This is a genomic window from Leucobacter chromiisoli (assembly GCF_016522505.1).
Lineage (GTDB): Bacteria > Actinomycetota > Actinomycetes > Actinomycetales > Microbacteriaceae > Leucobacter > Leucobacter chromiisoli.
Genome location: NZ_JAEHOH010000003.1, coordinates 35,729 through 50,666, shown reverse-complemented (window position 1 = coordinate 50,666; position 14,938 = coordinate 35,729). Strand labels below are relative to the sequence as shown.

Below are 14,938 nucleotides of genomic sequence, written 5' to 3'. Positions count from 1 at the left end.
CCTCCGCCGGCGGAAACGCAGAACGCCCCCGACATCGCGTCGGGGGCGTTCTGCGTTTCGGCAGCCGCGGGATCAGGCCGGGGCGAGCCCGGCGGCGGCGTCGACCCAGAGCACCGTCTCGTCGCGCCCGTGAACGCGCGCGGCGGGCAGCGGATCGTCGGCGTCCGGACGCACGATGCGCGCGACGGCCTCGGCCTTCTCGGCTCCGGCCGCGAGCAGCCACACCCGATCGGCCCGGCGCACGGCCGGGAGCGTCAGCGTCACGCGCTCGGGCGGGGGCTTGGGCGAGTCCCGCACGACCATCGCCGCGGGAGCGTCGGGACCGTCGACGAGCAGGTCCGCTCGGCCGGGGAACAGCGAGCACAGGTGGCCGTCGGGGCCCACGCCGTTGAGGGCGACGTCGATCCGACCGGCCCGGTCGACGGCGACGGCGTACTGCGCCGCCGCCTCGTCGAGGGTCAGGCCGGAATCCGAGCCCGGCACGCGGTGGATGAACGCGGGATCGACCTCGACGTGGGGGAAGAGCAGCTCGTCGGCGAGCCGGTCGTTGCGCTCCTCATGGCCCGCGGGCACCCAGCGCTCGTCGCCCCACAGCACGCGCACCCGACTCCAGTCCACCGAGTCGCGCTCGGCGTGGGCGGCGATCCCGAGCAGCGAGGCCCGGCCCATGCTGCCCCCCGTGAGCACCACGCAGGGGACCGCTCCGGCCTCCTGGCGGGCGCGGCAGACCGCGATGACGCGCGCCGCGACCCGCTCGGCGAGGGCGTCGACCGTGGCCGCGCGCTCCAGGCGGAGGGCGGCGCCCCCCGGCGCGTCGGACGCGGCGCTCATCGCTGCGCCTCCCGCTCCGCGAGCAGCAGCGGCACGCCCTCGGTGATCACCCTGCCGTAGAGCTCGTCCGGGTTCAGCAGCCGCAGATCCTCGACCAGGCAGTCGGGAAGCGACCGACGGGGGAGCGGCACCTCGAGGCGCGGATGCCCGGGCTGCGTGATCGCCGCGAACGCCCCGTGGGAGCGCTCGATCGCCGTGTCCCCCTCGGCCGAGTGCAGGGCCACCGAGTGGATCCCCCACGCCACGCTGGTGTCGCGCGGGAGGTCGATCTGCGTCACGGGCACGCCGAGCTGCAGGCGCAGCCAGGCGGCCAGCAGCATCGTCGACGAGGAGTCCGGTGTGCCGTTCACGGTGACGCCGGTGATCTCGCGGCCGCTCGCATTGTCGAGCGCGGCCGCCAGCTGGGCACGCCAGAGTGTGAGCCTCGACCAGGCGAGGTCGGTGTCGCCGGGCGTGTACGCGGCCGAGAGGTCGCCGAGGTGACCCGCCGGATCGTCGAAGCCGCCGCTGTCGGTGATGCGCCGCTGCGCGAGCCGCCCGATGGGGGAGCCGTCCGCCCGGCGGGGCCAGAGCCCCGACCACCAGGCCACGACGGGGGCGTCCGCGAGCAGCAGGCCGCTGACGAGGCGGTCCGGCTCGGCGGCGACTCCTCCGCGGGGGCGCAGCACGATGACCTCTCCGGCTCCGGCGTCGCGGCCCACGCGGATCTCGGCGTCGAGGCCGTCCGCCACGGAGGTCTCCTCGGCAGCGTAGACCCGCTGCACCGCTTCGTCGGGCATCGCGAGCACGATGATGCGCATCGGGTGCTCGCGCGAGGCGAAGTTGGCGGCCGAGATGGCCTCCTCCGCGCCGGCGGTCGTGGTGACGACGATCAGCGTGAGCACCCGGCCGAGCGTGGTCGCTCCGCCCTCGGCGCGCAGGCTCACCATGCGCTTGCTGATGCCCTGCACCGTCGTGTCGGGGAGCTGTTCGATCACGGCTGCCTCCAGGTGCGTCCGCTGCGGCTGAGCATGGTCTCGGAACTGGGCGGGCCCCAGCGCCCCGGTGGATACGACTCGGGGGCGCCCTCGGCGCGCCAGGCCTCCTCGATCGGATCGAGGATGCGCCAGGACAGCTCGACCTCGCGCTGGCCGGGGAAGAGGGGCGGCTCTCCGAGCAGCACGTCGAGGATCAGCCGCTCGTAGGCCTCGGGGCTCGCCTCGGTGAAGGCGTGGCTGTAGCCGAAGTCCATGGTGACCTCGCGCAGCTGCTCGCCCGGGCCGGGCACCTTCGAGTTGAAGCGCGTCGTGACGCCCTCGTCGGGCTGCACGCGGATCACGAGCGCGTTCTGGCCGACCTCCTGGCCGGGGGTGATCGTCTGCGGCGGCCGCTTGAAGACCACCGCGATCTCCGTGACGCGGCGCGCGAGGCGCTTGCCCGTGCGCAGATAGAAGGGGACGCCGCGCCAGCGGTCGCTGTCGATCCCGAGCGTGATCGCCGCGAACGTCTCGGTCGTCGAATCCTCGGCCATGCCGTCCTCGTCGAGGAAGCCGCGCACGTGCTCGCCGCCCTGCCAGCCGCCGAGGTATTGGCCGCGGGCCGTAGTGCCGAGGAGGTCGTCGGGCAGGGTGACGGCCTCGAGCACGCGCTCCTTGGCCGATCGGAGATCGTCGGCGGAGAGCGAGTCCGGGCGGTCCATCGCCGTGAGCGCGAGCAGCTGCAGCAGGTGGTTCTGGATCACGTCGCGCGCCGCGCCGATGCCGTCGTAGTACCCGGCCCGGCCCTCGACGCCGATGTCCTCCGCCATCGTGATCTGCACGTGGTCCACGTACTCGGCGTTCCAGATCGGTTCGTAGAGCACGTTGGAGAAGCGCAGCGCGAGCAGGTTCTGCACCGTCTCCTTGCCGAGGTAGTGGTCGATGCGGAAGACGTGCTCGGGCGGGAAGACCGCGTCGATCGCGCGACCCAGCTCCTGCGAGCTCTCGAGGTCGTGCCCGAACGGCTTCTCGATCACGACCCGACGCCAGGACTCGCCGTCGGTGCTCGCCAGACCGGCGTCGCGCAGCTGCGTGCTCACCGTCTGGAACGCGCGCGGCGGGATCGAGAGATAGAACGCCGCGTTGCCGCCCGTTCCGCGATCCTGCTCGAGCTCGCCCAGCACATCGCGGAGCCGCGTGTACGCCTCGGTGTCGTCGAAGGCGCCCGAGACGAAGCGGATCCCCGTGCTGAACTGCTCCCAGACGTCGGCGTCGAACGGCGTGCGGGCGTGCTGCTCGACCGAGCCGCGCACGACCTCGACGAACTCTTCGTCGCTCCACTCGCGACGGCCGAAGCCCACGAGCGCGAAGCCGGGGGGCAGGAGGCCGCGGTTCGCGAGGTCGTACATGGCGGGCAGCAGCTTCTTCCTGGCCAGATCGCCCGTGACGCCGAAGAGCACGACCGCGCAGGGCCCCGCGACTCTGTTCAGCCTGACATCGCCCGCCGAGCGGAGCGGGTTCGGGCGGTGGGACTGCGATTCGGTCATGCCTCGGAGGCTCCCGTCTGGTTCTCGGCCGACACGGCGCCGGCCAGCGCGTCCGCGAGCGCGGCGGCATCGGCGCTGCGCAGCGCGAGCACCGGTCGTCCGTGCTCCGCGAGCACTCCGCGGTCGCCCTCGGCCTGCGCCGAGATGAGCGTGCCGAAGCCGCTGTCGGAATCGGGGATGCCGACATCGGGCTCGGCATCGTCGATCAGCTGGACGAACACCCCCGTCGCGGGGCCCCCCTTGTGCAGCTGGCCCGTCGAATGGAGGAAGCGGGGCCCCCAGCCGAGCGTGACGGGCACGCCGAGCAGTGCGGCGAGCCCGTCGCGCAGTGCGCGGAGCGGGCGCACCGCGGCCCCCTCGCGGTCCAGATAGGCCTGGATCGCGACGTAGCCGTCGGGAGACACCGAGTCGCGCAGCCGCGATACCAGGTCGGCGGCGGACTCCGCCGGCCGGCCCTCCGGCGCGGCGAGCACCTCGGCTCCCGCCGGGTCCTCGAGCACGCCGAGCGCCTCGGGGCGGGTCGCGCCCGAGCTCAGCACCTCGCGGGCCGCGACCTTCGCCGACTCGACGTCGGGCTGGTCGAAGGGATCGATGCCCATGAGCCGTCCGAGGACGGCCGTCGCGGCCTCCCACAGCAGCAGCTGCGCGCCGAGGGGGCCCACGACGCCGATGCCGCCCGCGCCCTCGGAGTCGAACGTCGCGGCCTCCGAGACCGGCTCGTGCGGATCGGCGTCCGCCGCCACGGTCATCAGCAGCGCGGAGTCGGGGAGCGCGCCGCTCAGCTCCGGCGCGCTCGAGGGCAGCACCACCGGCAGCACCCCGCGGCCATCCTTGCCGGTCGACTCGGCGACGAGCTGCTCGATCCAGTCGCCGAGACCCCATCGGGCGTCGGGGGAGGACGCGATGGCGAGTGCGTAGCGGCGGGGCAGGCCGGCGGCGAGGGTCGCCGCCAGCTGCAGTGCCGGGTTGCCCTCGTCGTCGGCGGAGAGCAGCTCCCGCACCGATTCGGCCTCCGAGACCAGGGTGCGCAGGTCGGCTCCCGCGAGGCCCGCCGGCACCAGTCCGAACGCGGTGAGCGCCGAGTACCGGCCCCCCACGTTCGGGTCGGCGCGGAAGACCCGCTGACCGGCCGCCGTCGCCGACTCTTCGAGCGGCGATCCCGGATCGGTGACGATCACGACGCGGGACGCCGGGTCGATGCCGGCGCTCCGGAAGGCCGCCTCGAAGGCGGCGCGGTGACTGCGCGTCTCGATCGTCGACCCCGACTTCGAGCTCACGACCACGACGGTGCGCGAGAGATCGCCCTCGAGGGCGCGGCGCACCTGCTCGGGATGGGTCGAGTCGAGTACGACGAGCGGCACGCTCGCCCACGAGGCGATCACCTCGGGGGCGAGACTCGAACCGCCCATGCCGCACAGCACCACGCGGTCGACGCCGTCGCCGCGGAGCTTCGCCCGCAGATCGTCGATCGCGGGGATCAGCTCGGCTGCGCGGCCCCAGACCTCGGTCCAGCCGAGGCGGATCGACGCCTCGGCCTCGGCATCGGGGCCCCAGAGCGTCGCGTCCTGCGCGAAGAGTCGGCTCGCCACCCGGTCGGCGACGAGAGCGGAGACGATGGAGCTGACCTCGGTGGGGCTCTGGCCCAGCCTCACCTCGACGCTCATCGAGCCGCCTGCAGCGCCTGCTCGACCGACTCGACGAGTTCGCCCCAGGAGGCGTCGAACTTCTGCAGGCCCTCGGCCTCCAGCAGCTCCGTCACCTCGACGTAGTCGATGCCCAGCGCGTCGATCGCGTTCAGCACCTGGTCGGCCTCGCGGTAGGTGCCGGAGACCTCGTCGCCCGTGACCACCCCGTGGTCGGCGAGCGCCTCGAGAGTGGCCTCGGGCATCGTGTTCACCGTGCCCGGCGCCGCGAGCTCCGTCACGTAGAGCGTGTCGGGGAGCGCCGGATCCTTCACGCCGGTCGACGCCCAGAGCGGGCGCTGCGCGTTCGCCCCGGCCTCGAGCAGCAGCTTCGCGCGCTCGGAGGCGAAGGACTGCTCGAACACCTCGTAGGCGAGGCGGGCGTTCGCGATGCCCGCCTTGCCCTTGAGCTCGCGGGCCTCGTCCGTGCCGAGGGCGTCGAGGCGCTTGTCGATCTCGCTGTCCACGCGGGAGACGAAGAACGAGGCGACCGAGTGGATCGTCGACAGGTCGATGCCGGCCTCGCGGGCCCGCTCCAGACCGTCGAGGTAGGCGTTGATGACCTCGCGGTAGCGCTGCAGGCTGAAGATCAGCGTGACGTTCACGCTGATGCCCTCGGCGATCGTGTCGGAGATGGCGACCAGCCCCTCCCGGGTGGCGGGGATCTTGATCATCGCGTTCTTCTTGCCGACGCGCTCCCAGAGCTGCTTCGCCTCGGCGAGGGTGCGGTCGGCGTCGCGGGCCGCGCTGGGCTCGACCTCGATCGACACGCGGCCGTCGCGGCCGCCGGTCGCCTCGAAGACGCCCGAGAGGATGTCGCAGGCGTCGGCGACGTCGCTCGTCGTGAGCTCGAAGATCGCCTCGGTCGCGTTCAGACCGCGACCGGCGCACGCGGAGATGCGATCGGCGTAGCCCTCGCCCTTGGAGAGCGCGTTCGCGAAGATCGTGGGATTGGTGGTGACGCCCACGACGTTGCGGGTCTCGATGAGCTCCGCGAGGTTGCCGCTCTCGATGCGGCCGCGCGAGAGATCGTCGAGCCAGATGCTGACGCCGACCTCGCTGAGGTCGGAGGTGGGGGAGTGTGACATGGCGTTCCTTCCTTTCAGGAAGCGGTGGTCGGTGAGGAGTCTAGGCGGCCAGGGTGGCCTTCGCCGCGGAGACCACGGCGTCGGTCGTGATCCCGAACTCGCGGAACAGGGTCTCGTAGTCCGCGGAGGCGCCGAAGTGCTCGATCGAGACCGAGCGGCCGCGGTCGCCGACGTAGCGCTCCCAGCCGAGCGCCAGACCGGCCTCGACGCTGACGCGCGCCGTGACCGCCGCGGGCAGCACGCTCTCGCGGTACTCGGGCGTCTGCTCGGCGAACCACTCGAGGCAGGGAGCGGAGACGACCCGTGCGCCGACGCCCTCCTCGGCGAGGCGCTCGCGGGCCTCGACGGCGAGCTGCACCTCGGAGCCCGTGGCGATGAGGATCACGTCGGTCGACTCGGTGGGCGACTCGGCCAGCACGTAGGCGCCGCGGCGCAGGCCCTCGGCGCTCGCGAAGGCGTCGCCCGTGGCCTCGCCCTCGCCGCGGGCGAAGACGGGCACGTTCTGGCGGGTCAGCGCCAGGCCCGTGGGGCCCGCGTGGCGCGTCAGGATCTCGTGCCAGGCGACCGACACCTCGTTCGCGTCGGCGGGCCGCACGACCGCGAGATTCGGGATCGCGCGCAGCGAGGCGAGCTGCTCGATCGGCTGGTGCGTGGGGCCGTCCTCGCCGAGGGCGATCGAGTCGTGGGTCCACACGAAGATGCTCGGCACGTTCATCAGCGCCGCCAGGCGCACCGCCGGGCGCATGTAGTCGCTGAAGATGAGGAAGGTGCCGCCGTAGCTGCGGGTCTTCCCGTGCAGCTGGATCCCGTTGAGGATCGCGCCCATCGCGTGCTCGCGGATGCCGAAGTGCAGCACGCGGCCGTAGGGATCGCCCTGCCAGCTCTTCGTCGAACGGCGCGCGGGCACGAAGGACGGCACGCCGGGGATCGTCGTGTTGTTGGAGCCCGCGAGGTCGGCGGAGCCGCCCCACAGTTCGGGCATGACGGGCCCGAGCGCGGCGAGCACCTTGCCGCTCGCCGCGCGGGTCGCGACGCTCGTGCCGGCCTCGAACTCGGGCAGCGCGGCGCGCGCCTCGTCGGGCAGCGCCTGCGCCTCGAGACGGTCGAGCAGCGCCTTGCGCTCGGGGTTCGCGGCGGCCCAGGCGTCGAAGCCCCGCTGCCACTCCGCGCGCTTCGCCTTGCCGCGCTCCACGGCCTCGCGGGTGCGGGCGAGCACGTCGTCGGCGACGACGAAGTGCTGCTCGGGGTCGAAGCCGAGCGCCCGCTTGAGGCCCGCCAGCTCTTCGGCGCCGAGCTTGGAGCCGTGGATCCCGCCCGTGTTCTGCTTGCCGGGGGAGGGCCAGCCGATGATCGTCTTCAGGATGATCATCGAGGGCTTGCTCGTCTCGGCCTGCGCCGCCTCGATCGCCCGGTTCAGCTCGGCGACGTCCTCGACGTACTCGCCGGTCTTCTTCCAGTCGACCTCGATGACCTGCCAGCCGTACGACTCGTACCGCTTCGCTACGTCCTCCGAGAAGGAGATGTCGGTGTCGTCCTCGATCGAGATCTGGTTGGAGTCGTAGATCGCGATGAGGTTGCCGAGCTCCTGGTGCCCCGCGAGCGAGGAGGCCTCGCTCGTCACGCCCTCCTGCAGGTCGCCGTCGCCCGCGACGACGTAGATGAAGTGGTCGAAGGGGCTCGTGCCCGGCGCCGCCTCGGGGTCGAAGAGGCCGCGCTCGTAGCGCGCGGCGAAGGCGAAGCCGACGGCGGACGCGAGGCCCTGCCCCAGCGGGCCGGTGGTGATCTCGACGCCGGGGGTGTGCCCGTACTCGGGGTGCCCGGGGGTCTTCGAACCCCAGGTGCGGAGCGACTCGATGTCCTCGAGCTCGAGGCCGTAGCCCCCCAGGTAGAGCTGCACGTACTGCGTCAGCGAGGAGTGGCCGACGGAGAGGATGAAGCGGTCGCGGCCGATCCACTCGTGATCCGAGGGATCGTGCCGCATCACCTTCTGGTGGAGCAGGTAGGACACTGGGGCCAGGCTGATCGCCGTTCCGGGGTGCCCGTTCCCGACCTTCTCGACGGCGTCGGCCGCGAGCACCCTCGCGGTGTCGACGGCACGATCGTCGAGTTCATCCCACTGCAGTTCGTTTCCCAATTGCCCAGCCTCTCTGAATGGGAGCGCCTCTACTCTGCGCACACTGCTGTCAAGCCTACAGGCGCTCGGGGTACGATAGGTGGTGATGTCCTCCGAGATCCAGACCCCAGCAGCGCCCTCCTCGCTCCCGGCCGCACCGAAGGCGAAGAGCCTCGGGCGCACGGTGAAGGCGTACGTCGCCCTCACGAAGCCTCGTGTCATGGAGCTGCTGCTCGTCGTCACGGTCCCCGCCATGATCCTCGCGCAGCAGGGTTTGCCGAACCTCTGGCTCGTGCTCGCCACGCTGCTCGGCGGAGCGATGAGCGCCGGCTCGGCCGGGGCGTTCAACTGCTACATCGACCGCGACATGGATCGCAAGATGAAGCGCACGAAGAACCGCCCGCTCGTCACGGGAGAGCTCTCCGACCGCAGCGCGCTCGTCTTCTCGTGGGTGCTCGGCGTGCTCTCCGTCGTCTGGCTGTGGGCCACGACCAACTGGCTGGCCGCCGCGCTCTCCGCCGCGGCGATCTTCTTCTACGTCGTGGTCTACACGCTCGTGCTGAAGCGCCACAGCGAGCAGAACATCATCTGGGGCGGCATCGCGGGCTGCTTCCCCGTGCTCATCGGCTGGGCGGCGGTCACGGGCGACCTCGGCTGGCCCGCCTGGGTGTTCTTCCTCGTCATCTTCCTCTGGACCCCGGCCCACTACTGGCCGCTCTCGATGCGGTACCGCGACGATTACGCCGCCGCCGGCGTGCCGATGCTCGGCGTGGTGCGCGGGCGCGCGACGGTCGGCCTGCAGATCATCCTCTACGCGTGGGCGACGGTCGCGTCGAGCCTGCTGCTCCTGCCCGCCCCCGGCATCGGGTGGCTGTACACCTCGGTGGCGCTGCTCTCGGGCGGCTACTTCATCGTGCAGGCGCACCGGCTCTACGGCAGCGCGATCCGCGGTCGCGAGGGCAAGCCGATGCAGGTCTTCCACGGCTCCATCAGCTACCTCTCGATCCTGTCGCTCGCGATCGCCGTCGACCCGCTGCTGCCCTTCTAGCCGGCTCCGGATCGGCGCCTCCGGCGCGGCCGCGGCGCGCGTCCGCGCTCTCGGCGGCGCGCTAGGCTGCACCCATGGCAGACGCGTACACCCACGGACACCACGCGAGCGTGCTGCGCTCGCACACCTGGCGAACGGCCGAGAACTCCGCGGCCTACCTCATCCCGCGGCTCCGCCCCGGGATGCGCGTGCTCGACGTGGGGTCCGGCCCCGGCACCATCACGGCCGATCTCGCCGAGCTCGTCGCCCCGGGCCGGGTCGTGGGGGTCGACGCGTCCGAGGAGGTCGTCGGCACCGCACGTCGGGACGGGGTGGAGCGGGACCTCGCGAACCTCGAGTTCACGACCGGCGACGCCTACGCGCTCGAGTTCGCCGACGCCTCCTTCGACGTCGTGCACGCCCACCAGGTGCTGCAGCACGTCGGCGACCCGGTCGCGATGCTGCGCGAGATGCGCCGGGTGACGGCCGCGGGCGGCGTGGTCGCCGCCCGCGACGTCGACTACGAGGGCGTCATCTGGTCGCCCGGTTCCCCGGAGCTCTCCGAGTGGCTCGACCTCTACCTCCGGGTGCACCGCGGCGTCAGCGGGGAGCCGGCGGCGGGGCGGCATCTCAAGGCGTGGGCGCGGCGGGCGGGCTTCGGCGAGGTGGCCTGCTCGGCCTCGCTCTGGCTGTTCGAGGCCGACGAGGACCGCGCCTGGTGGGGCGGCATGTGGGCCGAGCGCGCCGTCGCCTCGGCGTTCGCCGACAACGCGATCCGGCTCGGCCTCGCCGACCGGGCGAAGCTGGAGCGCATCTCGGCCGGCTGGCAGCGCTGGGCCGAGGATCCGGACGGCTGGCTGCTCATGCCGCACGCGGAGGTCCTCGCGACCGCGGAGTAGGACGGCGGCCGTCGACGGAGGAGTGCGATGATCGATCCGCGCTGGGTCTTCCTGAGCATGGTGTTCAGCCTGATCGGCGCACTGAGGTACGCGTACCTGACGCTGCGCGGCCGCGTGCGCCCCAACCTCGTCTCCTGGTCGCTGTGGGCCGCGGCCCCGCTGATCGGCTTCCTCGCCCAGCTCGACGCCGGGGTCGGGATGCCGGCACTGCAGACGCTCGCGTCGGGCCTCGCACCCCTGCTCGTGCTCGTGTCCGGTCTCGTGTCGCGGCACGGCAGGGTGCGCCTGTCGGCGTTCGACCTCTCCTGCGGCGGCGTCGCCCTGGTCGCGATCGTCGTCTGGCTCGCCCTCGGGAACGCGCCGCTCGCGGTGCTCTTCGCGATCGCCGCCGACGCGATCGCCGCGATCCCGACGCTCATCAAGGCGTGGCGCGATCCGCGCTCGGAGAACGCCTCGTTCTACGCGCTGATCGGGGCCGGATCCATCGTCACGCTGTGCACGGTCGCCTCCTGGCGCCCCGAGGTCTGGGGCTTCTCGGCGTACATCCTCGTGCTCTGCACCACGCTCATCTGCGTGATCCTGGGACGCCGGGCCGCGGCGGTACGCTGAGGGCATGACCGGCCACGCAGACGAGTTCCATCCCAGCACCGCGGTCGTCGCCCTCGGGCGGCCCGATCCCGAGCCCGACGGCGCCCTCAATCCGCCCATCGTGCTGAGCTCGACGTTCCGCGGTTCCGGCGCGCCGGAACCGGGGGAGCGGGTCTACGCGCGCTACGCGAACCCGACGTGGGAGCCGCTCGAGAGCGCGATCGCGGCGCTCGAGGGCACCGAGGTGCCGGGGCTCGCCTTCGCCTCGGGGATGGCGGCCGTCTCGGCGGCGCTGTCGCTGACGCCGATCGGCGGCGTCGCGGTCGTTCCGAGCGCGTCCTACAACGGCACGATCGGACTGGCCCGCGAGCTGGCCGCCGAGGGGGCGCTCGAGCTGCGCGAGGTCGATCCGCTCGACGTCGACGCCACGGCGCGGGCACTCGACGGCGCCGACCTGATCTGGCTCGAGTCGCCGACCAATCCGATGCTCGACGTGGTCGACCTGCCCGCGCTGACCGCCCTCGCACGCGAGCGCGGCGCGACGGTCGTCGTCGACAACACCTTCAGCACGCCGCTCAGGCAGCGGCCCCTCGGGGCGGGCGCCGACGTGGTGGTGCACTCCGCCACCAAGTTCATCGCGGGCCACTCGGACGTGCTGCTGGGGCTGGCGGTGACGAGGGATCAGGATCTCCGCGCACGGCTCGCGAAGCGCCGCACCCTGCAGGGCGGGATCCCGGGCCCCTTCGAGGCCTGGCTCGCGCTGCGCGGCCTGCGCACCATGGCGCTGCGGCTCGACCGCGCGGAGGAGACGACGGGCGAGCTCGCGAGGCGACTCGCCGAGCACCCGGCGATCTCGCGGGTGCGCTATCCCGGGCTCCCGTCGGATCCCGGCCACGATCGAGCGCGCGCTCAGCTCGACGGCTTCGGCGCCGTCGTCTCGGTGGAGCTCGGGGGCGGGGCCGAAGCCGCCGACGCCTTCGTGGGAGCACTGCGCCTGTTCACGCCCGCGACGAGCCTGGGCGGCGTGGAGTCGCTCGTGGAACGCCGTCGCCGACACTCGGCCGAGCCCGTCGAGGTGCCCGAGTCGCTCGTGCGGCTGAGCATCGGCATCGAGCACGTCGAGGATCTCTGGGCCGACCTCGAACGCGCCCTCGCGGCCGTCTCGGAGATCCGCCCCGGGACGGGACACGCCGTCGAGTGAGGACCGCCCCGGTGACCGCTCCGGCGAGAGGCGGAATCTCGCTCTGAGATCCCGAGTTCCCCGGCGTTTTCCGCCTCTCGCCGGACTCCTGAGCATGATTCGCGAGCATGCGCCAGGGAGCGGGCCGGTCGAGCTGCTGCTCGCGACCGAATGTCCTTCGCTCACAGCGCGCGATCCTGCCGGTTTCGCCCACATCCCTGTGGATGCCCCGGGCCGGTGCCCCTCATGAGGCACCCTTGCAGGATGAGCACGCGGTCCCGAACGACGGACGACGACTTCGCCGACCGGCCGTTCCTGGTCCGGGAGGCGGTGGGATTCGGCTACGGTCCGGGAACCTTCGTCCACCCGCGCTGGCACCGACCCTTCCACGGCGTCCGTTCGAAGTCCCCCGTAGCCGAAACCCTGTACGGGCGGGCCCTGCAGTACCTCCCGCGTCTCCGCCCCGGCGAGCGTTTCAGCCACCTGACCGCGCTCGCCCTGCTCGGCTGTCCGATCCGCGTGCCGAAGCAGGCACCGGTCGACATCTCCTCGCCCGAGCGCATGGGACGCGTCACGTGCAGGGGTGCGACGGGGCACCGGCACCGGTCCGACGCCCCGGAGTTCTCATGCGCGATCCCTGAGCACGACTACTGGATCCCGGTCTCGCCACCGCTCATCGCGGTGCTGCAGTCCGCCGCGGCTCTCCCGTTCCGTGAGCTCGTGGTCGCGCTCGACCACCTGCTGCGCCGGGACCCCGCTCGCTACGATCAGCAGGTCCATGTGCTCCCGGAAGAACTCGGACGGTTCGCAGGCTCGGCGATGGGGCGTGGTGTCGTCCGCTTCCGGGAGGCGGCCGCCCTCGCCCGCGTCGGCGCAGAGTCGCGCATGGAGACGCTGATGCGGCTCGCCGGGGTGCGCGTCGGGATGCCCGAACTGCAGGTGCAGTTCGAGGTCTTCGACGAGAACGGCACTTGGATCGGCCGCTTCGACGCGGCCGACGTCGCGACCCGAAGCCTCTTCGAGTACGACGGCGAGCAGCACTTCTCCTCACCACGGCAGAGAAGACGGGATGCGTGCAAGCACCAGGCTGCCCGTGACGCGGGATGGCGGCTGCTGGTCTTCTTCCCCGAGGAGCTGGTGGGTCGGCTGCCGCCCTCGGGACGCAGAATGCTCGAGTTCAGCGGACGCACGCAGGGGCGGATCCGACCCGCGCTCGCCCGCCTGCTCGACGAGGTCTCAGGCGACGACACCGAGTCCGCTCTGCCGCTTCCGTCTCGCGCAGCCCCGTTCTCACCGCCTCGGTGAGTCCGTTCATACCCGCGGCGAAAGCGACAGCGCCGAGAGGCGGATCTTCGATGCGAACGAGAGGATCTGCGGCGATAATCCGCCTCTCGACGGCGTTCAGCCCGGGTTCGGAGCTGCGAGGATTCAGCCCGGGGCTCGGCTCCGGCGACTACGACGGCGCGCCGGGCGCCCGCCGCCGGGCCCTGAGGAGCGCGCGCCCCGCCGTTGCGGCCAGGATCCCGAGCAGCAGGATCCCCGCGATCGCGCTCGAGAGATGGAAAAGCCGCTCGATGGCCCGGGCCGAGTCGGGACGCCAGTCGACGAAGGTGTCGCCGACCGACATCATGTTCGAGAAGCCGGCCGCGAAGAACGCCGGCGAGCCGAGCATCAGGAGCGCGCACCACCCCGCGGAACAGCCCCACCCCGGGATCGCACGGACTGCCCCGGTGACCGCCGCCCACGCGGCGCCCAGGAGAACCCCCGCGACCGCGAACGCGACGCCCGGCGCCGCGCTGTAGGGCTGGCCCTCCGCGGTCATCGCCGCGCGAGCTCTTTCGAGGGGGACGCCGCTCGCGGCGACCACAGCCCAGTCGTTGATCGTGAACGCTCCGAGCACCGCGTAGACGCATACCAGTGCCAGTCCGAGCGAGGCTCCGAGGAACCGCACGGCGGCGACCCCTACTCGGCGCCGCTCCCGGCCACCGGCCGCTTCAGCCGCAGCACCGTGACCGTCATGCTCGCCGCGGTGAGCGAGGCGAGCACCATGTGCACGCCGACAGCGAGCGGCGGCAGACCGCTGCGCGCCTGGTAGATACCGACCCCGATCTGCACGAGCAGCAGCGCGAGCAGGGCGATGGTCCAGCGCAGCGGGCGGAGGCGACGCGCGGCCGCCCAGCCGAGCAGCGCGATCACGAGCACGAGCGTCGCGTAGCCGGGCCAGGCGTGGAGATGGCTGAGCAACGTCGCGTCGAAACCGTCGCGGACGACATCCTCATCGCCCGAGTGCGGCCCCGAGGCGGTGGTCAGCACGCCCATGAGGACGATGATCGCTATGCCGAGGGTCGTGACGTGGGTCAGGATCGCGAAGCCGCGGGGCACCGCCAGCCCGCGCGGCCCCTCCGGTTCGTACATACGCACGAGGAACGCCGCGGTCACGCAGACGAGCACCAGCGATGCGACGTAGTGGAATCCCACGATGAAGGCGTTGAGCTCGGTGAGCACCGTGATGCCCCCGACGAACGCCTGGGCGACGACCCCGACGAGCACGAGCCACGCGAGGGTGACGAGGTCGCGCCGATGGGACGTGATGTTCAGCGATCGCGCGGCGGCGAGGACGACGACGAGCAGCAGCACGGCCGAGAAGCACACGAACGTCGGCAGTCCGACGGCATAGGCGATCACCCCCGCGACGACGCCGGCGACGATTCCGCCTGCCGCGAACCGCAGTGCGCTGCCGAGCGAGCGCCGTCCGCCGGCGCCGTGCAGCAGGATGAGCAGCACGGCGAGGGCGACCGCCAGCAGCACGCCGGTGATCGTACGGTTGCCGAACTCGATGATGCCGTGGATGCCCATCTCGGGAGTGGGGGTGAGGGACTCGGGCGTGCAGAGCGGCCACTCGCTGCAGCCGAGGCCCGATCCCGTCAGGCGCACCGCACCGCCCGTGGCGATGATGACGACGTTGAGCACGAACGAGGCCCAGGCAGCGAGGGGGAGGAGCCGGGGGAGGGACCGTCCGCCGAGCTC

At 72.3% G+C, this 14,938-nt stretch carries 13 protein-coding genes; 5 read left to right on the top strand and 8 right to left on the bottom strand.

Features of this window, described 5'->3' with window-relative positions:
• Positions 1-72: 72 nt before the first annotated feature.
• From pgl to tkt, 6 genes are read right to left on the bottom strand one after another with little or no spacing between them, the layout of a single operon-like run.
• Positions 73-831: a 6-phosphogluconolactonase gene (gene pgl / locus JD276_RS02965; RefSeq protein WP_200113772.1), complete on the bottom strand. Its 759-nt coding sequence runs from the start codon at positions 829-831 to the stop codon at positions 73-75.
• On the bottom strand, positions 828-1,808 hold the full coding sequence (locus tag JD276_RS02960; protein WP_200113770.1) for a glucose-6-phosphate dehydrogenase assembly protein OpcA: 981 nt from the start codon (positions 1,806-1,808) through the stop codon (positions 828-830). The genes pgl and JD276_RS02960 overlap by 4 nt, the downstream gene beginning before the upstream one ends.
• Complete coding sequence (gene zwf / locus JD276_RS02955; protein WP_200113769.1) at positions 1,805-3,334, bottom strand: glucose-6-phosphate dehydrogenase; 1,530 nt, start codon at positions 3,332-3,334, stop codon at positions 1,805-1,807. The genes JD276_RS02960 and zwf overlap by 4 nt, the downstream gene beginning before the upstream one ends.
• Positions 3,331-4,998, bottom strand: coding sequence for a phosphoglucose isomerase-related protein (locus JD276_RS02950; protein ID WP_200113768.1), 1,668 nt, complete (start codon positions 4,996-4,998; stop codon positions 3,331-3,333). The genes zwf and JD276_RS02950 overlap by 4 nt, the downstream gene beginning before the upstream one ends.
• Positions 4,995-6,104, bottom strand: a complete 1,110-nt coding sequence (gene tal / locus JD276_RS02945) for a transaldolase (protein WP_200113767.1) — start codon at positions 6,102-6,104, stop codon at positions 4,995-4,997. Before tal ends, JD276_RS02950 begins: the two co-directional genes overlap by 4 nt.
• A 40-nt stretch (positions 6,105-6,144) precedes the next feature.
• A complete protein-coding gene (gene tkt / locus JD276_RS02940) occupies positions 6,145-8,238 on the bottom strand; it encodes a transketolase (RefSeq protein WP_200113765.1) in 2,094 nt (697 codons plus the stop codon).
• Positions 8,239-8,323: 85 nt separating this feature from the next.
• Here tkt and JD276_RS02935 point away from each other — a divergent pair, with 85 nt between their 5' ends.
• The 5 genes from JD276_RS02935 (at position 8,324) to JD276_RS02915 (ending at position 13,216) form a co-directional block, all read left to right on the top strand.
• Positions 8,324-9,265 (top strand): heme o synthase, encoded by a 942-nt coding sequence (locus JD276_RS02935; protein WP_200113763.1) that lies wholly within the window; start codon positions 8,324-8,326, stop codon positions 9,263-9,265.
• Between the two features lie 74 nt (positions 9,266-9,339).
• Positions 9,340-10,143 carry a methyltransferase domain-containing protein gene (locus JD276_RS02930; RefSeq protein ID WP_200113761.1) on the top strand — a complete coding sequence of 268 codons (804 nt, stop codon included), beginning with the start codon at positions 9,340-9,342 and terminating at the stop codon, positions 10,141-10,143.
• Positions 10,144-10,170: 27 nt separating this feature from the next.
• Positions 10,171-10,752: a hypothetical protein gene (locus tag JD276_RS02925; RefSeq protein ID WP_200113760.1), complete on the top strand. Its 582-nt coding sequence runs from the start codon at positions 10,171-10,173 to the stop codon at positions 10,750-10,752.
• A 4-nt stretch (positions 10,753-10,756) separates the two neighbouring features.
• Positions 10,757-11,932: a trans-sulfuration enzyme family protein gene (locus tag JD276_RS02920; protein WP_200113759.1), complete on the top strand. Its 1,176-nt coding sequence runs from the start codon at positions 10,757-10,759 to the stop codon at positions 11,930-11,932.
• A gap of 243 nt (positions 11,933-12,175) precedes the next feature.
• Positions 12,176-13,216 (top strand): hypothetical protein, encoded by a 1,041-nt coding sequence (locus JD276_RS02915; RefSeq protein WP_200113758.1) that lies wholly within the window; start codon positions 12,176-12,178, stop codon positions 13,214-13,216.
• 148 nt (positions 13,217-13,364) lie between these two features.
• Here the strand turns inward: JD276_RS02915 and JD276_RS02910 are convergent, their stop codons facing one another.
• Positions 13,365-13,862, bottom strand: a complete 498-nt coding sequence (locus tag JD276_RS02910) for a hypothetical protein (RefSeq protein WP_200113757.1) — start codon at positions 13,860-13,862, stop codon at positions 13,365-13,367.
• A gap of 11 nt (positions 13,863-13,873) precedes the next feature.
• Positions 13,874-14,881, bottom strand: a complete 1,008-nt coding sequence (locus tag JD276_RS02905; RefSeq protein WP_443673894.1) for a COX15/CtaA family protein — start codon at positions 14,879-14,881, stop codon at positions 13,874-13,876.
• Positions 14,882-14,938 lie beyond the last annotated feature (57 nt).